The sequence below is a fragment of the Streptomyces sp. NPDC001889 genome (assembly GCF_053594535.1).
In genome coordinates, this window is the sequence record NZ_JBSFER010000007.1 from 246,858 (window position 1) to 265,469 (window position 18,612).

18 protein-coding genes are annotated in these 18,612 nt (G+C 74.2%); 7 read left to right on the plus strand and 11 right to left on the minus strand.

Going from position 1 to position 18,612, the window contains the following annotated elements; all coding sequences use genetic code 11:
- Window positions 1–155 precede the first annotated feature (155 nt).
- The 3 genes from ACWCRA_RS10125 to sigE all read right to left on the minus strand — a co-directional run bounded on the left by ACWCRA_RS10125 (window position 156) and on the right by sigE (window position 3,779).
- Window positions 156–1,955 (minus strand): trypsin-like peptidase domain-containing protein, encoded by a 1,800-nt coding sequence (locus ACWCRA_RS10125; protein ID WP_451067218.1) that lies wholly within the window; start codon window positions 1,953–1,955, stop codon window positions 156–158.
- Window positions 1,956–2,061: 106 nt separating this feature from the next.
- A complete protein-coding gene (locus ACWCRA_RS10130; RefSeq protein WP_351551327.1) occupies window positions 2,062–3,015 on the minus strand; it encodes a zf-HC2 domain-containing protein in 954 nt (317 codons plus the stop codon).
- On the minus strand, window positions 3,012–3,779 hold the full coding sequence (gene sigE, locus ACWCRA_RS10135) for an RNA polymerase sigma factor SigE (RefSeq protein ID WP_351551329.1): 768 nt from the start codon (window positions 3,777–3,779) through the stop codon (window positions 3,012–3,014). The genes ACWCRA_RS10130 and sigE overlap by 4 nt, the downstream gene beginning before the upstream one ends.
- 107 nt (window positions 3,780–3,886) lie before the next feature.
- Between sigE and ACWCRA_RS10140 the strand changes: the two genes are divergently transcribed.
- Complete coding sequence (locus ACWCRA_RS10140) at window positions 3,887–4,588, plus strand: O-methyltransferase (RefSeq protein WP_351551379.1); 702 nt, start codon at window positions 3,887–3,889, stop codon at window positions 4,586–4,588.
- 144 nt (window positions 4,589–4,732) lie between these two features.
- Here ACWCRA_RS10140 and ACWCRA_RS10145 read toward each other — a convergent pair whose 3' ends face one another.
- Entirely contained in the window at window positions 4,733–4,900 is a 168-nt protein-coding gene (locus ACWCRA_RS10145) for a DUF3117 domain-containing protein (RefSeq protein ID WP_351551332.1), read from the minus strand.
- 320 nt (window positions 4,901–5,220) lie between these two features.
- Between ACWCRA_RS10145 and chcB the strand changes: the two genes are divergently transcribed.
- On the plus strand, window positions 5,221–6,021 hold the full coding sequence (chcB, locus tag ACWCRA_RS10150; protein ID WP_451067219.1) for a 2-cyclohexenylcarbonyl CoA isomerase: 801 nt from the start codon (window positions 5,221–5,223) through the stop codon (window positions 6,019–6,021).
- Window positions 6,022–6,144: 123 nt separating this feature from the next.
- On the opposite strand, the gene ACWCRA_RS10155 is transcribed toward chcB, so the two are convergent.
- The gene (locus tag ACWCRA_RS10155) at window positions 6,145–6,741 is read right to left on the minus strand and encodes a DNA-3-methyladenine glycosylase I (protein ID WP_451067220.1); all 597 of its coding nucleotides are present in this window, start codon (window positions 6,739–6,741) and stop codon (window positions 6,145–6,147) included.
- Complete coding sequence (locus tag ACWCRA_RS10160; RefSeq protein WP_351551341.1) at window positions 6,738–7,091, minus strand: DivIVA domain-containing protein; 354 nt, start codon at window positions 7,089–7,091, stop codon at window positions 6,738–6,740. Before ACWCRA_RS10160 ends, ACWCRA_RS10155 begins: the two co-directional genes overlap by 4 nt.
- Window positions 7,092–7,209: 118 nt before the next feature.
- Between ACWCRA_RS10160 and folP the strand changes: the two genes are divergently transcribed.
- A complete protein-coding gene (folP, locus tag ACWCRA_RS10165) occupies window positions 7,210–8,070 on the plus strand; it encodes a dihydropteroate synthase (protein WP_351551344.1) in 861 nt (286 codons plus the stop codon).
- A gap of 98 nt (window positions 8,071–8,168) precedes the next feature.
- Here folP and ACWCRA_RS10170 read toward each other — a convergent pair whose 3' ends face one another.
- A complete protein-coding gene (locus ACWCRA_RS10170) occupies window positions 8,169–8,918 on the minus strand; it encodes an LOG family protein (RefSeq protein ID WP_351551347.1) in 750 nt (249 codons plus the stop codon).
- Window positions 8,919–8,998: 80 nt separating this feature from the next.
- A complete protein-coding gene (dapE, locus tag ACWCRA_RS10175) occupies window positions 8,999–10,078 on the minus strand; it encodes a succinyl-diaminopimelate desuccinylase (RefSeq protein ID WP_351551350.1) in 1,080 nt (359 codons plus the stop codon).
- Between the two features lie 222 nt (window positions 10,079–10,300).
- Between dapE and ACWCRA_RS10180 the strand changes: the two genes are divergently transcribed.
- Window positions 10,301–11,239 carry a hypothetical protein gene (locus tag ACWCRA_RS10180; protein WP_351551353.1) on the plus strand — a complete coding sequence of 313 codons (939 nt, stop codon included), beginning with the start codon at window positions 10,301–10,303 and terminating at the stop codon, window positions 11,237–11,239.
- A 661-nt stretch (window positions 11,240–11,900) separates the two neighbouring features.
- Window positions 11,901–12,335: an ATP-binding protein gene (locus ACWCRA_RS10185; RefSeq protein WP_451067221.1), complete on the plus strand. Its 435-nt coding sequence runs from the start codon at window positions 11,901–11,903 to the stop codon at window positions 12,333–12,335.
- Between the two features lie 98 nt (window positions 12,336–12,433).
- Here ACWCRA_RS10185 and dapC read toward each other — a convergent pair whose 3' ends face one another.
- Both dapC and fdxA read right to left on the minus strand, forming a co-directional pair.
- Window positions 12,434–13,531: a succinyldiaminopimelate transaminase gene (gene dapC / locus ACWCRA_RS10190; RefSeq protein ID WP_351551358.1), complete on the minus strand. Its 1,098-nt coding sequence runs from the start codon at window positions 13,529–13,531 to the stop codon at window positions 12,434–12,436.
- Window positions 13,532–13,655: 124 nt separating this feature from the next.
- Complete coding sequence (fdxA, locus tag ACWCRA_RS10195) at window positions 13,656–13,973, minus strand: ferredoxin (RefSeq protein ID WP_351551361.1); 318 nt, start codon at window positions 13,971–13,973, stop codon at window positions 13,656–13,658.
- Window positions 13,974–14,087: 114 nt separating this feature from the next.
- On the opposite strand from fdxA, the gene ACWCRA_RS10200 reads away from it, so the two are divergent.
- Window positions 14,088–15,083, plus strand: a complete 996-nt coding sequence (locus tag ACWCRA_RS10200; RefSeq protein WP_451067222.1) for a GNAT family N-acetyltransferase — start codon at window positions 14,088–14,090, stop codon at window positions 15,081–15,083.
- Window positions 15,084–15,087: 4 nt separating this feature from the next.
- On the plus strand, window positions 15,088–15,957 hold the full coding sequence (locus tag ACWCRA_RS10205; RefSeq protein WP_351551367.1) for a transglutaminase-like domain-containing protein: 870 nt from the start codon (window positions 15,088–15,090) through the stop codon (window positions 15,955–15,957).
- 199 nt (window positions 15,958–16,156) lie between these two features.
- Here the strand turns inward: ACWCRA_RS10205 and ACWCRA_RS10210 are convergent, their stop codons facing one another.
- Window positions 16,157–18,412: a peptidoglycan binding domain-containing protein gene (locus ACWCRA_RS10210; protein WP_351555422.1), complete on the minus strand. Its 2,256-nt coding sequence runs from the start codon at window positions 18,410–18,412 to the stop codon at window positions 16,157–16,159.
- Between the last annotated feature and the right edge of the window lie 200 nt (window positions 18,413–18,612).

The window sequence follows — 18,612 nt, forward strand, 5'->3', positions numbered from 1 at the left end:
GCACGGTCGAATGGGCTCAGCGCCCGATCCACGGTACCCGGCCGGTCTTCGGTCAGTCACGTGCCGGACGGTGTCGGCGCCGGTGGGGGCTCCCGGTCCGGGCGCGGACGGCCCGCCCACCGGGCGCCCGCCGGCCCGGGTCCGGGGCGGCCCGCTCAGTCCCCACCGCCCGCGGAGCCCAGCGTCAGGGTGATCGTCCGCTCGTCGCCGCCGCGCAGCAGGGTCAGCTTCAGCCGGTCGCCCGGGCGGTGGGCGCGGATCTTCACGATCAGCTCCTCACCGCTGTGCACCCGCTGCCCGTCGACCTCGGTGATGACGTCGCCGGGCCGCACCCCGGCCTTGGCGCTGGGGCCGCCGGGGGTGACGGACGGGGTGCCGTCCTTGCCCTTCTCGCCGACGCGCGCGCCGTCGCCGCTGTACTTCATGTCGAGGCTGACGCCGATGACGGGGTGGGTGGCACGGCCCGTGTTGATCAGCTCCTCGGCGACGCGCTTGCCCTGGTTGATGGGGATGGCGAAGCCCAGGCCGATGGAGCCGGACTGGCCCGCCTCGGCGCCGCCGCCGGTGTCGGCGGCCCGGATCGCGCTGTTGATGCCGATGACCCGGGCCCTGGTGTCCACCAGGGGGCCGCCGGAGTTGCCGGGGTTTATCGGGGCGTCGGTCTGGAGCGCGTCGACATAGCTGATGTCGCTGCCGTCGCCCTTCTCGCCGCCCGCGGTGATGGGCCGCTCCTTGGCGCTGATGATGCCGGAGGTCACGGTGTTCTGGAGGTCGAAGGGGGCGCCGATGGCGACGACGGGGTCCCCGACGCGCACATTGTCGGAGTTCCCGAGCGGGAGCGGGGTGAGGCCGGAGACGGCGCGGACCTTGACGACGGCGAGGTCGTAGCCGCTGTCCTTGCCGACGAGGGTGGCGGCGGCGGTCTCGCCGCCGCTGAAGGTGACGGAGATGTCGCCGCCGGCGCCGGCCGGGTCGACGACATGGTTGTTGGTGAGGATGTGGCCCTTCCGGTCGAGGACGAAGCCGGTGCCGGTGCCCTGCTCGCCGCCGCCGCTGACATGGAGGGTGACCACGCTCGGCAGGGCGCTGGCGGCGATCCCGGCGACGCTGTCGGGGGCGCGGTCACGGCTCTCCCGGGGGGCCTGGTCGAGTTCGACCTCGGTGATCCCGCCGTTGCGCTCGATGTACCCGCCGATGCCGCCGCCGATGCCGCCCGCGACGAGCGCCAGCAGCACCCCGCCGACCAGCAGCAGGCCCCGTCTGCTCCGGCGGCGGGGAGGCTCCCCGTGGTCCGTGAGCGGCGCTCCGGCCCCCGGGGCACCCCACGGGTCGTACTGGAGCCACTGGGACTCCTGGGGCCGGGTGTGGGCGTCCTGGGGGTGTCCGTGGGCCGCTCCGGGCGCCGGGTGCGGGCCGTGCGCGGGCGGGAGGGGGTGCTGCCGAGGGGCGGGGGTGCCCGGGAGGTGTGCTCGCGCGTCCCCGTACCCCGGGGGCGCGGGCGGGGCCGGGATGCCCGGCGCGGGGGTGGGCACGGGGCGCTGCACGGGAGGGGCGGGCGCCCAGGGCCCGGGGCCGCCGTAGGGCGGGGTGCCGTAGGGGTCGGGCTCGTGCAGCGGCGGGGGCGGGGCGGGGGCCGGGGTGTGCCCGGACTCCCCGGCGGGCACGGTGGCGGGGGTCTGCTCCGGTACGGACAGGGGTTCGGGCGCGGTGGAGCCGGGCGCCTCCGTGGCGGACCCGGCCCGGTGCTCGTGCCCGGACCGGTGCTCGTGCCCGGGCTCGGCCCCGGACCGGTGCCCGGCGCCGTGCTCGGAGGACCCGTGCTCGGGCTCGGACCTGCCGCCGGGCGGTGTCCCGGGCGCGGGCCGGTGGTCCTCGGGCGCCGCGGGCGCGGAGTGTTCCGCGCCGGGCCGGCTCCACCACTTCGCCTTCGCTCCGGTGGGCTTCCCGTCGTCCATGCTCTCCCCGCAACCTGCCGTCCGCCGGGGCACCCCCGCGGGCACCCCTCCGAGGATTCAACCAGGTTTGCGAATCCCCGCGCAGGGGGCCGGGCGGCGGCGGTGGCTAGCGGGTGGACGCCAGGGGCGGCGAGGGCGGCACCGGGGCAACGAGGTGGGTGGGGGCGGGTGTTGCCTGCGGGGTGCCGGAGGGGGTGGTGATCAGCTGGATGGCCTGGCCCGTCGGGCGTATCAGCGGTGACGGGGCGAAGAGGTCACCGAACGACGCCTGGAGGAACAGCGGGCGGTCCAGCGGGTTCCCCGGGGTGAGCGGACCGGTCACGGAACGGCCGATGACACGCTCGTCGGACCGGGCGGGTGCCTGGCCCGCGCCGCGGCGGCGTTCGTGGTCGGTGCCGCGGGCGCCGGAGGTGGTGGTGGGGAGAGGGCTGCCGGTGCCGGTCGCCCCGCCGCTGCTCTGGGCCTGCATGGGAGTGACCGCGTTCCCCGGGGCGGTGCCCCGGGCGGTGGGCGCCGGGGCGTCCAGCGGCAGCGAGCCGCCGAGCGCGATGGCGGCCAGGGAGACCGCGCTCGCGGCGGCGAAGGCGAATCGGCGGCCCCGCCAGGGCGAGCGCTCGGCCTCCTGGCGCCCCACCTCATGAATGCGGAAGCCACCGGAGCGGCTGGGCAGCGCCGGGGCGCGGGTGTGCCCCCCGGGGACGTAGCCGAAGGTCTCCGGGTGGGGGTCGCCGGGTCTTTCCGACGGGGGCCTCACCCCGCCGAAAACCGAATCGATGACACGGCCCCCGTCGAAGGGGCCGCCCCGGCCGCTGTCGCCGCCGGGGCCCGCGGGCAGCCCCTGGAGCCGCGCGAGCAGCCCCTCGGACGGCGACGGGGGCGCCGAACGGGCGAAGACGTCCTTCAGCCTGCGCTGGGCGTCGGCCTCGGCCTTGCACTTGGAGCAGGTCGCCAGATGGGCCAGCACCCGGTCCCTGGCATCGTGTTTCAGCTCGCCGTCGACCAGGGCGGCGAGTCGGTCCCCCAGGTGCTGTTCGGCGGGGGTGGGGCTGAAGCCACTCACGCGGGTCCGCCCTCCCCTGCCAATCCCACCACTCCTGCCAGGGTGCGCTGCTCGGCGCGAGCCTCGGGGGAACGGTGCTTGAGGGCCTTGCGCAGATGCGACCGGCCGCGGTGAATCCTGCTGCGGACCGTGCCGAGCTTGACGCCCAGGGTCGCGGCGATCTCCTCGTACGACAGGCCCTCGATGTCACAGAGGACGACGGCGGCCCGGAACTCGGGCGCGAGGGTGTCCAGCGCGTGCTGGACATCGGCGTCGAAGTGGGTGTCGTTGAAGACCTGCTGGGGGGAGGGCTCACGGCTGGGCAGCCGCTCGGCCGCGTCGTCACCGAGCGCGTCGAAACGGATGCGCTGCTTCCGGCGGACCATGTCCAGGAAGAGGTTGGTGGTGATGCGGTGCAGCCAGCCCTCGAAGGTGCCGGGGGTGTAGGTCGACAGCGAGCGGAAGACCCGGACGAAGACTTCCTGCGTCAGATCCTCGGCGTCGTGCTGGTTTCCCGTGAGGCGGTAGGCGAGACGGTAGACCCGGGTGCTGTGCGTGCTGACGATCTCCTCCCAGGTGGGAGGGGTCCACGCCGGCGATTCCGCATCCGATGCGAAGGTCGCGGTTGCCGCGGAGTCGGTGGTGCGAGAACGGTCAGCAATGTTGGTCACGGATTTCGGCTCACCCGGTGACCTGAGGAAGCGCCTCAGCACTCCCTTACGATCCGCAGGTGCAGCCGCACCTCCCCTATCGGCTCTGGTGGTGTCCAGCGGAGCCCCTACCATAGCCACCTCGCCCGTTAGCTCCGGATAAGAATCTTTACGCGAATTTGGGTGCTGCTTCCCGCTCTGCTTCATCGCTCCCCCCTGTGCCGTACAACGCACGGTCCCATCTGCGGGTTCCCGGGGGCAGCGGATACAGTCAACGTCGCGTTCAACTACGGGGACAGGAGAGGCCCATTACCGCAAACCGGCAGACAAGCTGGGCGTTCGCCGACGCCTTTGTCGCCGAGGACGACGCGCTGCACTGGGCCCGTGAGCGGGCCCGGGAGTCAGGGCTCCCCTCGGTGTCGCCAGGCACCGGCGCCGCGCTGCGACTGCTGGCGGCCACCGCCGACGCGAAGGCGGTGGCGGAGATCGGAACGGGTACCGGCGTCTCCGGCATCTATCTGCTCCAGGGCATGCGGCCGGACGGGGTGCTCACCACGGTGGACCCGGAGCCGGAGCGCCAGCAGTTCGCCAAGCAGGCGTTCCGCGCGGCGGGCTTCGCGGGGAACCGGGCGCGTTTCATCCCCGGGCGCGCCCTCGACGTACTGCCGCGCCTCGCGGACGGCGGATACGACCTCGTCTTCTGCGACGGCGACCGGACGGAGTCGCTGGAGTGCCTCGCGGAATCGTTGCGGCTGCTCCGGCCCGGCGGTCTCGTCTGCTTCGAGGGAGTCTTCGCCCGGGGCCGCACGGTCGACTCCGCGGCCCAGCCGGTGGAGGTGCTCAAGCTGCGGGAGCTGCTGCGCGCCGTGCGGGAGAGCCAGGAGCTGCTGCCCTCGCTGCTGCCGGTGGGTGACGGGCTGCTCTGCGCGGTCCGCCTCGGCTGACCGGCCGGTCCGTCCCTGTCGGCCCCGGCCTGCCGCGCTTCCGCGCCTTTGGCCCTCTCCGGGGCCGACAGGGACAGATCCCGGGAAACAGGCCGCCCCGGCACCTCAGAGGTGCCGGGGCGGAGGACTGTGGCGCTGCGCGCGTCAGCCGACGACCTTCTTCAGGGCATCGCCCAGCATTTCCGCTTCGTCCGGAGTCAGCTCGACGACAAGCCGACCGCCGCCTTCGAGCGGAACGCGCATGACGATGCCCCGCCCCTCCTTGGTCACCTCGAGCGGGCCATCGCCCGTCCGCGGCTTCATGGCCGCCATGCTCGTTCCCCTTCCTGAAACCAGCTCATCGTCAGCCGACGGCCTTGAATAGGCACGCGTCCCGGCATCGAACACATTGCTTCCAGGTCATTATCCCGCATCGCGGGACCCGATGACCAACATCAGTCGGCATCGCTTAGGACACGCGCTCTCGCAAAACCACTCAATTCGGCGATCCGGCTGCGATACTTCGCCGCCCGCCACGGTCCCCGGGGCCCTTCCGCGACCCTCCCGGTTAGACGCAGGTCACATGCCCGGGGCCGGCGATCTCCGCCATGCTGGGCCCGGAGACCACCGCTGAGCCGCGAAGGAGAGCTGAGATGGCCGACTCCGTGCTGTACGAGGTGCGTGACGGACTCGCGACGATCACGATCAACCGGCCCGACGCGATGAACGCGCTGAACATCGAGACCAAGGCCGCCCTCAGGGACGCCGCGCGGTCGGCGGGCGAGGACTCCGCCGTACGCGCCGTACTGCTCACCGCCACCGGGCGCGCCTTCTGCGTGGGGCAGGACCTCAAGGAGCACATCGCGCTGCTGGCGCGGGACCGGGAGACCGGCACCCGGACCACCATGGACACGGTGCGTGAGCACTACAACCCGATCGTGCGGGCGCTGGCGGAGATGCCGAAGCCGGTGGTCGCCGGGGTCAACGGGGTGGCGGCCGGCGCGGGCCTCGGCTTCGCCCTGGCCGCCGACTACCGGGTGGTCGCCGACACCGCGAGCTTCACCACCGCCTTCGCGGGGGTCGCGCTGACCGCCGACTCCGGGGTGTCCTGGACCCTGCCCCGGCTGGTCGGGCGGAGCCGGGCCGCGGATCTGCTGCTCTTCCCGCGCTCCTTCTCCGCCGATGAGGCGTACGCCTGGGGGATCGCGAACAGGGTGGTGCCGGCCGCCGAGCTGGCCGGGGAGGCCGCCGCCGTGGCCCGTGCCCTCGCCGGGGGACCGACCGTGGCGTACGCGGCGATCAAGGAGTCCCTCGCCTTCGGCGCCGAGCACTCGCTCGGCGAGAGCCTGGCGAAGGAGGAGGAGCTCCAGGCGCGGGCCGGCGGGTCCGAGGACCACGCCCGCGCGGTGCGGGCGTTCGTCGCGAAGGAGAAGCCGGTCTACCAGGGCCGGTGAGCCGCTGACGCTCCGGCGCGGCGGGCGGGCCGGCGCGGGAAACCCGGCGCGGGAGGCGGGCCGGCTGCCCGGCCCGGCGGAAGCGGGGCTCGGGCCGGGTCGGAGCGGGGCCCGGGCGGGTCGTCAGCGGGCCGCTGCCGCGCCCCGCGCCGTACAGCCCTCCAGGTGGTCGTCGACCAGGCCGCACGCCTGCATCAGGGCATAGGCGGTCGTGGGGCCGACGAAGCGCAGGCCCTTCTTCTTGAGCTCCTTCGCCAAGGCCGTCGACTCGTCGGTGACCGCGGGCACGTCGGAGACGGTCCGCGGCACCGGCCGCCCGGCCGGGTCGGGTGCGTACGACCAGATGAGGGAGTCCAGCTCGCCGGGGGCCCAGTCGAGGAGCACCCGGGCGTTGGCGATGGTGGCGTCGACCTTGGCGCGGTTGCGGATGATGCCCTCGTCGGCGAGGAGCCGCTCCCGGTCGGCCTCGCCGAACTCCGCCACCGAGGCGATCCTGAACCCGTCGAAGGCGCGGCGGAAGCCCTCCCGCCGCCGGAGGATCGTGATCCAGGAGAGACCGGACTGGAACGCCTCCAGACAGAGCCGCTCGAAGAGCGCCTCGTCGCCGTGGACCGGGCGGCCCCACTCCTTGTCGTGGTAGGCGATGTACTCCTCCGTGGACAGACCCCAGGGGCAGCGCCGCTTCCCGTCCGGACCCGCGACGGTGCCGCCCTCGCTCATCGGCCGGGCTCCTCGCCCGGCTCGGTGAACAGCTCCGGCCCGCCCACGGCGGTGGCCTGGGCACCGGCGAGCGCGGACTCCAGCTCCGCGATCCTGGCGTCCCGCTCGGCCAGCTCGGCGCCGAGGCGGCCGAGCACATCGTCCACCTCCGCCATGCGGTAGCCGCGCACGGTCACCGGCAGCCGCACCGCCTCGACATCGGCCCGGCCCACCGGCCGGTTCACCGGCAGCGGGTCGATCACCCGGTCGGGACCGGCCTCGGGCAGGGCGGCGCCGTCGCCGCCGCCGACCACGGCGAGCGTGACCGCTCCGACGACCACGACCATCGTGATCAGCAAGAACAAGAACACCGAACGACCCTCTCCCCGGCTTCCGGCGAGCGCCGGACGGATACTCTCCCGCCTGATCGTGCCACGCCGGTGTGACAGTTAGGGTCTCAGCCGGACGACCTGAGGAGGAAAACCGCTGATGCTGCGGCTGGGACAGCGTGAATTCGATCCGCGCGAGCCGGTGATCATGGCCATCGTGAACCGGACGCCCGACTCGTTCTACGACCAGGGCGCGACCTTCCACGACGAGCCGGCGCTGGCGCGGGTCGAGCGGGCGGTGGCGGAGGGCGCCGCCATCATCGACATCGGCGGGGTCAAGGCCGGTCCCGGGGAGGAGGTCACGGCGGCGGAGGAGGCGCGGCGCACGGTCGGCTTCGTGGCCGAGGTGCGCAGACGCTTCCCGGATGTGGTGATCAGTGTGGACACCTGGCGCCATGACGTGGGCGAGGCGGTCTGCGAGGCGGGCGCCGATCTGCTCAACGACGCGTGGGGCGGGGTGGACCCCCGGCTCGCCGAGGTCGCAGCGCGGTACGGCGCGGGTCTGGTGTGCACCCACGCGGGCGGGGCCGAGCCGCGGACCCGTCCGCACCGGGTGGCGTACGAGGACGTGGTGGCGGACATCCTGCGGGTGACGCTGGGGCTGGCCGAGCGGGCGGTGGAGCTGGGGGTGCGCCGGGACGGGATCATGATCGACCCCGGTCATGACTTCGGCAAGAACACCCGGCACTCGCTGGAGGCCACCCGGCGCCTCGGGGAGATGGTGGAGACGGGGTGGCCGGTGCTGGTCTCACTGTCGAACAAGGACTTCGTCGGGGAGACGCTGGACCGGCCGGTGAAGGAGCGGGTGATCGGGACACTGGCGACGACGGCGGTGTCGGCGTGGCTGGGGGCCCGGGTCTACCGGGTGCACGAGGTGGCGGAGACCCGTCAGGTGCTGGACATGGTGGCCGCCATCGCCGGCCACCGCGAGCCGTCGGTGGCCCGCCGGGGCCTGGCCTGACCCGGCCGCGCGGCGCGCCCCGGCCCGGCCGCGCGGCTCCCGCCCCCGGTCGCCCGGGGCGGGAGCGGCCGGGGCACGAGCGGGCCGGGAGAGACGGCCTAGAGGCCCGTCTCCTTGGTCACCAGGGAGACCGCCTCGTCCACGTCGTCCGTGACGTGGAAGAGCAGCAGATCCCGCTCCGACGCCTTCCCCTGGGCCACCACCGTGTCCCGCAGCCAGTCGACCAGGCCGCTCCAGTACTCCGTACCGAAGAGCACGATCGGGAATCTGGTCACCTTGCCGGTCTGGACCAGGGTCAGCGCCTCGAACAGCTCGTCCAGGGTCCCCAGGCCACCGGGGAGGACCACGAACCCGGAGGCGTACTTCACGAACATCGTCTTGCGGACGAAGAAGTAGCGGAAGTTCACCCCGATGTCGACATGCTGGTTCAGGCCCTGCTCGAACGGCAGCTCGATGCCCAGGCCCACCGAGATGCCCTTGGCCTCCCGGGCGCCCCGGTTCGCCGCCTCCATCGCGCCCGGGCCGCCGCCCGTGATCACCGCGAAGCCCGCGTCCACCAGCGCCTTGCCGATCCTGATGCCCGCCTCGTACTCGGGGGTGCCGGCGGGGGTGCGGGCGGAGCCGAAGACGCTGATGGCGCTGGGCAGTTCGGCGAGCGCGCCGAAGCCCTCCACAAACTCCGACTGGATGCGCATGACCCGCCAGGGATCGGTGTGCACCCACTCGGAGTCGCCCTCGGTGTCGAGCAGCCGCTGATCGGTGGTCCCGGGCTGGACCTGCTCCCTGCGGCGCAACACCGGACCCTGCCTCCGCTCCTCGAACGACCGCGCACCCTCGGGGTTGCCCATGACCTGCTCCCTCCGCCGAACATCTTTGCTGGTCCCAGGGTAGATCCGCGAGGGTCCGCGAAGGCGACAAGAAGGAAAACTCAGGACGTCAGCCACTCCCGCAGTCGATTCTCACAGTGCGTGACCTTCTCCACGGCGACATGCTCGTCCCGCTTGTGCGCGTACAGCGCGTCACCGGGGCCGTAGTTCACGGCGGGTACGCCCAGCGCGCTGAAGCGGGAGACATCCGTCCAGCCGAACTTGGGCCGGGCACTGCCGCCGACGGCCTTCATGAAGGCCGCGGCGGCCGGGTGCGAGAGACCGGGCAGCGCGCCGGGCGAGTGGTCGTCCACCACGAACTCGGCGACCCCGCAGCCGTCGAAGACCTCCCGGACATGGGCGATCGCCTCGGCCTCGCTCCGGTCCGGCGCGTAGCGGTAGTTGACGACGACCGCGCAGGCGTCGGGGATGACGTTGTTGGCCACGCCTCCCTCGATCCGTACGGCGTTGAGGCCCTCGTGGTACTCCAGGCCGTCGATCAGCGGACGCCTCGGCTCGTACGCGGCGAGCCGGGCCAGGACCGGGGCGGCGGCGTGGATCGCGTTGGACCCCATCCAGCTCCTGGCGGAGTGCGCGCGCTCCCCCGTCAGCCGCAGATGGACTCGCAGGGTGCCCTGGCAGCCGCCCTCGACCTCGGCGTCGGAGGGTTCGAGGAGGACCGCGAAATCACCCTCCAGCCACTCGGGGTGGGCCTCGGCGACATGGCCGAGGCCGTTGAGGTGGGCGGCGACCTCCTCGTTGTCGTAGAAGACGAAGGTGAGATCGCGGTTGGGCTCGGGGACCGTGGCCGCGATGCGCAACTGGACGGCGACGCCGGACTTCATGTCGCTGGTGCCGCAGCCCCAGAGCACCCCGTTCGCGTCGAGCCGGGAGGGGACGTTGCCGGCGATCGGGACGGTGTCGATGTGGCCGGCGAGGACGACCCGCTCGGACCGGCCGAGCCGGGTGCGGGCGACCACGTTGTTGCCGTACCGGTCGACCGTGAGGTGGGGCAGGGCGCGCAGGGCCGCTTCGATCGCGTCCGCGAGCGGCTTCTCCTGGCCGCTGACGGAGGGGAAGTCGACCAGGGCCGCGGTGAGCGAGGGGCCGTCGGCGGTGAGATCAAGGGCGGTGTCGGGCATGGCAACGACCCTAGCGCGGGCGCCGGGGCCGGGCGCCGGGCCCCGGGGCCGCTCCCGGGGGCCGCGGGGCACCGGCCCCGGACACCGGCCGGACCTGCGGAACGGCGGTCCGGACCTGCGGAACGGCGGCCCCGGGCCGTGGCGGGGGGGGCCGCGGCACGGCGGGCGCACCGAGCCGGCGCCCCGAAGCGGAACTCCTAGTACCGCTAGTACCGTGGGTCTGTGTCCAAGCACGTCTCTCCCGTCCGGCGCGGTCGCCTCACCCGTTTCACGGCCGGGTTCGCCGTGCTGCTGGCCCTGGTCGGCTATGTCGTGGCGCAGCATCTGACGGATCGCGGCGCTCCCCGGTGCGTGGTCCGCGCGGCGTCGGGCGGGCCCTCCTACGGGCTGAGCACCGAGATGGCCGCGAACGCCGCGACCGTCTCCGCCGTCGGCACCACCCGCGGCATGCCGGAGCGCGCGGTGACCATCGCGCTGGCGACCGCCCTCCAGGAGTCGGGGCTGCGGAACATCCGGCACGGGGACCGGGACTCGCTGGGCCTGTTCCAGCAGCGGCCCTCCAAGGGCTGGGGCAGCCCGGAGCGGATTCTCGACCCGGTGTACTCCGCCGGGAAGTTCTACGACCAGCTCGCCGAGGTCCCCGGCTGGTCCCGGCTCCCGCTGACGGTCGCCGCGCAACGGGTGCAGCGCAGCGGCTTCCCGCAGGCGTACGCGAAGCACGAGCCGGACGCGACGCTGCTGGCCGCCGCGCTCACCGGGCGCGCGGGCGCCGCACTGACCTGCGACGGGGACGGCGGAGGCGGCGGTGGGGACGAGGCCGGTGACCCGGCGCGGGTGCGGGCGGAGCTGGAGCGGGCGTTCGGCGCGCACGTGCTGCTGCCGAAGGTCTCCGGCGGGCCGGGGCGCGCGGGGGCGCAGCAGGCGCGGGAGATCGCGGTCCCGGTGGGGCCGGCGGGCGGCGAGCGGGGTTCCGGCGGCGCGTCCCGGCGGGGCTGGGAGCTGGCGCACTGGGCGGTGGCCCGGGCGGAGGGGCTCGGGATCGGCGAGGTCCGCCTCGGGGACCGGGTGTGGAGCGCGGAACGGGCGGGCGACGGCTGGCGCACCACCGCTCCGGGGCGCGGCGCGGGCGACGGCACCGTACGCATCCTCGTCGCGCACTGAACGGAGGCGGCATCCCTCGCCCCGGCCACGCGCCGCCCACGGGGCTGACGGGCCCCGACCGCACGCCACCCCACCGGACTGACCGGCCCCGACCGCACGCCACCCCACCGGGCCGGCCGCCGAGCGCCCCGACCCGAAGGGCGACGGCCCGCGCGCCTTGGTCCCGACCTGAAGGGCGACGGCCCGCGCGCCTTGGTCCCGCGCCGAACGGCGACGCCCCGCGCACCCCGGTCCCACAGCGCACGGCAGCGGCCCGCGCACCCCCGTTTCGCGCCGAGCGACGGCGGCCCACGCGCCTCATCCCGTTCGCACGCCGTTCCGGGCGTTCCCCCGCCAGGGGAGTCCGGGCACCGTCACTCCAATGCCGCGCCGGGCCTTTCCCGATGACCATATGACCTTTGTCCGCACCCCTTGGCGGCCCAGGGAAGTGACGATTCAGCAGGACCCATCCCACCTGCCCCGTCAGACACGGTATGCACCTTTTCGCCAGTGACTGATAATGCGACACATTGCCAACTCTTTACCCCACCGCACCGCAACTTCCCCCTCCCTCCCAGCGGTTGTCACTGCGTCCGGCCACCCGGACCGGTGCCTTCCGGGACCGGGTCCGGCGCCGGACGACAGAGATCACCCACCTGTCCTTCTCGCCTCAAGGAGCATCATGTCCCTCCCCCTGACCCGTCGGATCGCCCGCGCCGCGCTGCTCATCGCGGCGGGCGCAGCCCCCGTGGTCGGTGCGGCCGGCTCCGCAAGCGCCGTGGAACTCCAGCAGGCCAACCCGCTCGGCGCGGTGTCGTCGGTCGACACCGCCGGACTCGCGGGCACCGCGGGCACCGCCACGTCGACCACTTCCGAGCTGGCCGGCAACACCGGCGGCAACGCCGTCAAGCAGGCCGTGCCCGCCGCGGGCAAGGCCGTCGGCAAGGCGGGCGGCACGGTCGCGCCCGCCGCCCAGAAGGCCGCCGGCGAGACCACGGGCTCGGCCGCCGGTGTCCTCGGCGAGACCGCGAGCAGTGCCGCCCCGGCGGCCGGCGGCGGCGTCCCCGGTGACCTGCCCGGCGACCTCCCCGGCGAGCTGCCGCTGCCGCTGGGCTGAACCGCCCCGCCGCACGGCGAAGGGCCCGGGAGCGCGTGCTCCCGGGCCCTTTCATCTGTCCGCCGGCACCGGCCGGGCGGACCCGCGCCGAGCCGCTCTCAGCCGCCGAGGCGCTTGACCGCGGCCTCGACACGCTCGTCGGTGGCGGTGAACGCCACCCGGACGAACCGCTCCCCCGCCCGGCCGTAGAAGTCCCCCGGCGCGACCAGGATGCCCAGCTCGGCCAGGTGCGCCACGGTCTCCCAGCAGGGCTCGTCGCGCGTGGCCCACAGATACAGGCTGGCCTCGCTGTGCTCGATCCGGAAGCCGTGCTCCTCCAGCGCGGAGCGGAGCGCGGCACGGCGGGCCGCGTACCGGGCGCGCTGCACGGTGACATGGGCGTCGTCGCCGAGGGCGGCGGCCATGGCCGCCTGGACGGGCGCCGGGCTCATCATGCCGCCGTGCTTGCGGATCTGGAGCAGCTCGCCCAGGACCGCCGCGTCACCGGCGAGGAACGCGGCGCGGTAACCCGCCAGGTTGGAGCGCTTGGAGAGCGAGTGGACGGCGACCACACCCTCGTACGTCCCACCGCAGACATCCGGGTGGAGCACGGAGACCGGCTCGGCCTCCCAGCCCAGTTCGAGATAGCACTCGTCGCTGAAGATCAGTACACCGTGCTCGCGCGCCCAGGCGACGGTCCGGGCCAGCTCGTCCCCGGAGAGCACCCGTCCGGTGGGGTTGGACGGCGAATTGAGCCAGAGCAGCCTCAGTCCCGCCGGGTCCAGCTCGGTGGGGTCGTCGTAGACCACCGGAGTGGCGCCGCAGAGCCGGGCGCCGACCTCATAGGTGGGGTACGCGAGCCGGGGGTGGGCGACCCGGTCACCGGCGCCCAGACCCAGCTGGGTCGGCAGCCAGGCCACCAGCTCCTTGGAGCCGACCACCGGCAGTACGTTGGTGTGCGCGGCGCCCACGGCGCCGAGGCGGCGCTCCACCCAGCCGGTGAGCGCGTCCCGCAGGGCGACCGTGCCCCACACCGTGGGATAGCCCGGCGAGTCGGCGGCCTCGGTCAGGGCCCGCTGGATCAGCTCGGGGACGGGGTCCACCGGAGTGCCGACGGAGAGATCCACGATGCCGTCGGCGTGCGCCGCGGCCGTCGCCTTGTAGGGCTCCAGTCTGTCCCAGGGGAAGACGGGCAGGCGCGAAGAGACTGCGGACACAGACTTTCTCTTTCTCGTACGCGTGGGAGGGCGCCCCTCCCTCCGCCGGGACGGGGGGACGCCACGGCCCCGCACGGACGACGACGACCGTACGGGGACCGGAGACCGGCCGGCTCGCCGGCCGTCAGGCCTGCGGCGGCAGGGAGGAGATGAAGGGGTGGTCCCGCTCGATCAGCCCGAGCTTGGAGGCCCCACCGGGAGAACCCAGCTCGTCGAAGAACTCCACATTCGCCTTGTAGTAGTCCTTCCACTCCTCGGGGGTGTCGTCCTCGTAGAAGATCGCCTCGACGGGGCAGACCGGCTCACAGGCCCCGCAGTCGACGCATTCGTCCGGGTGGATGTACAAGGACCGGGAGCCCTCGTAGATGCAGTCGACGGGGCACTCCTCGATGCACGCCTTGTCCTTGACGTCGACACAAGGCTGCGCGATGACGTAGGTCACGCTGTCGTTCCTCCTCGGTAGGGCTGGCATTGCGCGGGAGCGCGGCGTCGTCGATGCCCGCACCTAGTATCTCCGTTCCTGAGGACGATCCGAACAGGAGGGGCCAGCAGACCCGTGGAATTCATCGGCGCCGGACGGCTGGAAGTCCGTATTACACCCCTTGACGTAGGCAAACGGGTATCAATCCGACGTCTTGTCGATCCCACCGGTGAGGGTGGCCGGTTCACCGACACCATCGGGGTTCTCACATCCTGGGACAATGGTGTGCTGCTGATCACACAGCGCGGCGGCGAGAGCGTGGGGGTCCCCGAGGAGACGGTCGTCGCGGGCAAGGTGGTGCCCGCGGCGCCCGCGCGCCGGAGGGGTCCGGCGACCGACTTCACCGAGCTGAGCCGGGTGACGGCGCGGGCGTGGCAGCCGGTGGAGAGCGAACGGCTCGGGGAGTGGGAGCTGCGGGCCGCCGGCGGTTTCACCCGTCGGGCGAACTCGGTGCTGCCCGCCGGCGACCCCGGGCTGCCGCTCGACGAGGCGCTCGCCCGGGTGGGCGCCTGGTACGCGGCCCGGGAGCTGCCCCCGTACGTCCAGGCGGCGACGGGCGCCGCGGGCACCCAGGAGACCCTCTGCGCCGGCCTTGAGGCGCGGGGCTGGCGGCGCGAGGTCTCGGCGGACGTACGGATCGGAGGGCTCGCCCCCGTCGCCGATCTGGACGCGGAGGTGGAGCGGGTGGCCCTGGCGCGCTCCTTCGACGAGGCGTGGCTGCGGCGCTACCAGCGCTCCGGCGTGGCGGGCGCGCATGTGCTGAAGGTGCTGGGCAGTGGGCCGTCCGTGTGGTTCGCCTCGGTGGCGGGGCCCGGGGAGGTGCCGGCGGCGATCGGGCGGTGCGTGGTCGACGGCCGGTGGGCGGGGTTCATGGCGGTGGAGGTCGATCCGGCCCACCGCCGGCAGGGGCTCGCCCGGGCCGTGATGACGGCGCTCGCCCGGCGGGCGCTGGCGGAGGGCGCGTCGGCCGCCTGGCTCCAGGTGGAGTCGGACAATGAGGCGGCGCGCGCGCTGTACCAGGGGATGGGTTTCGAGACCCACCACAGCTACCACCACTTCCGGCCGGTGTAGGCGTATGCGCGACGATTCAGCCGATGTACCCGATTCCGGCGGACACGGGTACGGGTACCGGGACCGGTTCGCCGAGGAGGCGCGCTCGGAGCACCCCGATCTCGCCCTGCTCTGCCTTCTGCTGGGCGCGGTGGGCGATCGCACCCTGGACGAGGCGGGGATGGACGCCGCCCAGATCGAACTCGACCGGCTGGCCGGTCTGCTGCCGTACGGGGCGAAGAGCCCGGGTGCCTGGGCGCGGGCGCTGGCGGGGCTGCTGGGTGAGCGGTGCGGGTTCCGGGGCGTCCCCGGGGACTACCAGCGGCTGGAGTCCTCGCTGCTGCACGAGGTGCTGAGGCGGCGGCGCGGGCTGCCCATCCTGCTCTCGGTGCTCTGGATCGAGGTGGCGCGACGGGCGGGCGCACCGGTGTACGGGGTGGCGCTGCCCGGGCACTTCGTGGTCGGTTTCGGCGACCCGGACACGCCCGCCGAGCGGGTTCTGGCAGATCCCTTCGCCGGGGGCGCGCCGCTGACCGGGGAGGAGACGGAGCTGCTGGTGGTGGGGGCGACGGGGGTGCCGCTCGATCCGTCGATGCTGGCGCCCGCGTCGACGCTGGACGTGGTGGTGCGCATCCTGAACAACATCCGCGCCTGGGCGGCGGCCCGCCCGGAGCAATCGGCGGTGGCGCTGTGGGCGGTGGAGCTGTCGCTGCTGCTGCCCTCGCACCCGGCGCGGCTGCGCTTCGAGCGGGCGCAGCTGCTGGTCCAGCGCGGGGAGTTCCTGGCGGGGGCGGCGGAGCTGGAGGCGTACGCGGAGGTGGTGAGCGCGGTGGAGCCGCTGGCCGCGGAGGCGATCAGGGGGAGGGCGCGGGCGGCGCGGGCGATGCTGAACTGAACGAGTGGGGGGCGCGCTCCGCGCCGGGCCGCACCACCCAGCCCCTCCGGCGAGCTGAGCCGCACCACCCAGCCCCTCCGGCGATTGAGGAGCGGGGGCTCGGGGGCCGGCCCCCGACCGGGGCCCGCACTGTGCGGGCACCCGTCGCGCAGGGGCCGGGAGGGGGAGGCGGCGGGCTCTCGGAGGGGGGCCGGGAGACTCACCCGCCCAGAGGAATCTCCACCGTGCGCTCCTGCGGAGTCTTCCCCCGCAGCGCCGGCCCCATCGCCTGCGCCACATCATCCGCGTTCAGCTGATGCTGCTTCCCGTCCCCCTTGGTGATCAGCACCCCCTCGAACGTCCCGCCCAGCAGCTCCTCGATCGCCTTCTTGTCGTAGACCTCGACCAGCTTCCCGTCCACCGGCTTCATGGAGAGAATCCTCGGGAGCGAGATCGCCGGACCGAAGTCGATCCCCCGGCCGCCCGCCTTGATCGTGATCAGACCGGACATCGCCGGCTCGGCGAACTCCTTCATCGCCCGCTCGACCTCGGCCTGGCCGACGGCCGGCTCGCGCTTGGCCACCGGCAGCGTCACCGCGTTCGGCCGGCCCGTCGCCACCTGGGCCCGGAACGCGTCCTTGACGGAGATCATCGAGCGCGCGACATCCAGGGTCTGGCCCGCCTTGCCGGGGACCGGAATCACCTTGCCCGGCTCGAACGTGATCGTGCCCTCGACCACCGAGCCCGACTCGCCCGCGAGATCGCTGAGCGCGACGCTCAGCTTCTCCTCGTCCACCGGGATCTCCGGCTCGACGACCCGCGCGTCTCCGAAGAGGGAGCCGATCACGGAGACCGGGTTGTAGTCGCTGCCCGCGGCTTTCCGCACGGTCGCCTGGGTGTCCAGGACGAGCCCGGCCTTGTCCGGGGCCAGCTGCTCCTTCTTGTCGCCGACCGTGAGCTGGAGCGGGGTGGCCGCGCGCTTGCCGAGGGCCTGCTCCAGCTTGACGACCGCCTGCTCCTTGGTGCCGCCGCCGATGTCCACGCCGAGGACCGTGGTGCTCTTGGGGACCTCGGAGTGGTTGAGCAGCAGTCCCGCGCCGTAGGTGATCCCGGCCAGCCCGACCACGGCCGCGCCGAGGAGGACCAGCTTGGAGCGGCCCTTCTTCTTGGCGGCGGGCGGCGCGGGACGGGGAGCGGGGGCGGGCGCGGCGGCCGGGGTGGGCGTGCCGCCGGGGCCCGTCGCCCCGGGGCCGCCGGGTGTGCCGGGGGCTCCCGGCGCGGCGAAGTCGCCGCCGGCCTTCGGCGTCCGGGCGGCCGGGACCACGGGGATGCCGCTGGTGAGGGTGTCCCCGGAGACCTGCCCGCCGGGCCCGGCGGGGTTCGCCGGTTCGGGGACGAGCTTCTGCGGGGTCAGCACGGCGGTGTCGTCGGACAGCCGGGGCGCGCCGGGGGCCGCGGGGGTGCCGGGGGTGTCCCCGGCGGGGCGGCCGCGCACCGGCATGGTGCCCCGCGCCGGCCCGGAGGTGGCCCCGGTCGGTTCGGCGGGACCCGCCGGAGCGGAACCCCCGCCGGGGGCGAAGCCGGTGGCTCCGCCGGAGGAGGTGGCGGCGGCACCCGCCGCGAGGTCGCGCAGTGCGCTGCGCGGCCGGGGCGCGGCCGGGGCGGGCCGGTTCGCCGCGTCGGCGAAGTACGTCTGGCCCGGGGGGGTGCCCTGAGGGCCGGACGCGGCGCCCTGGGCTCCCTCGACCTGGTCCAGCGGGGCCGTCAGCGGGTCGGGCTCCCGGGGCGCGGGAGCCGTGCCCCCGGGCGCGCCCGGCAGACCCCGGCCCTGCGAGGCGTCCGGGGACCCGGCGGGGGACGGAATCCCCGCACCGTCGGTCCCGGGGGCCGGCACCGAACCGGAACCGGGACCGGAACCCGCTGCGGCACCGGAAGCGGAACCGGCGGCCGGGGAGGGGATGCCCGCCCCGTTCGTCCCTCTGCGCGGTGCGAACCAGTCGTTCCCCGAGGGCTTCTCGGCGGGCGGCGGCGTCTGGGGCTCCCTGGCGGGCGCGGGCACGGACGGCGCCCGGGGTCCGCCGATCACCGGCATCGCCGCCGTGCGCTCCGGGTCCCGCTCGGCGGAGGCCCTCGGCGCTCCCGGCGCTCCCGGCTCCACCGGGGCGCTCGCGCCGGCCTCGGCGTCGCCCATCGGCTTGCGCATCACGACAGGCGGAATCGGCCGCGACCCGGGGATGTTGATCCGGATGCGGGTCGTCAGCGTCGTCTCGGTCTTGGGCTCGGACTTGGTCCTGGCGCCGTCCGCCCCCGGCTCGGCGGAGCCGTCGGCCCCACCGGCGCCCGCACCGTCAGGAGCGTCCTGCGCAGGATGCTGGGACGGATACTGGCGCGATCCGTACGGCGGTGTCCCCGAGGGGTACGCGGCTCCACCGCGCCCCTGGGGCCCGGAGGACGAACTGTCAGTTTCACGACTCAAAGCAGGTTCTCCCGGTTGGCTTCGCCGCCCGTTTCTTACTGGATAGCTACTGCTGTGGGCGGCTCGGCGGCGCGCACCACCATACTGGCCGCCACGGACACTCACCGTCTGACTCCGCAGAGCGCCCTGCTCTCCGGCCGTACGGGCATGGCCGGGTCGGGGATGTCGCGCTCTCCGTGGCGACCCACCCTAGGGGGACA

What these genes read in the sequence shown, in the direction of transcription:
- ACWCRA_RS10125 (WP_451067218.1), bottom strand. Translation starts at nt 1,955, where the DNA reads ATGGACGACGGGAAGCCCACCGGAGCGAAGGCGAAGTGGTGGAGCCGG.
- sigE (WP_351551329.1), bottom strand. Translation starts at nt 3,779, where the DNA reads ATGGTAGGGGCTCCGCTGGACACCACCAGAGCCGATAGGGGAGGTGCG.
- ACWCRA_RS10145 (WP_351551332.1), bottom strand. Translation starts at nt 4,900, where the DNA reads ATGGCGGCCATGAAGCCGCGGACGGGCGATGGCCCGCTCGAGGTGACC.
- chcB (WP_451067219.1), top strand. Translation starts at nt 5,221, where the DNA reads ATGGCCGACTCCGTGCTGTACGAGGTGCGTGACGGACTCGCGACGATC.
- ACWCRA_RS10155 (WP_451067220.1), bottom strand. Translation starts at nt 6,741, where the DNA reads ATGAGCGAGGGCGGCACCGTCGCGGGTCCGGACGGGAAGCGGCGCTGC.
- folP (WP_351551344.1), top strand. Translation starts at nt 7,210, where the DNA reads ATGCTGCGGCTGGGACAGCGTGAATTCGATCCGCGCGAGCCGGTGATC.
- ACWCRA_RS10170 (WP_351551347.1), bottom strand. Translation starts at nt 8,918, where the DNA reads ATGGGCAACCCCGAGGGTGCGCGGTCGTTCGAGGAGCGGAGGCAGGGT.
- dapE (WP_351551350.1), bottom strand. Translation starts at nt 10,078, where the DNA reads ATGCCCGACACCGCCCTTGATCTCACCGCCGACGGCCCCTCGCTCACC.
- ACWCRA_RS10185 (WP_451067221.1), top strand. Translation starts at nt 11,901, where the DNA reads ATGTCCCTCCCCCTGACCCGTCGGATCGCCCGCGCCGCGCTGCTCATC.
- ACWCRA_RS10205 (WP_351551367.1), top strand. Translation starts at nt 15,088, where the DNA reads ATGCGCGACGATTCAGCCGATGTACCCGATTCCGGCGGACACGGGTAC.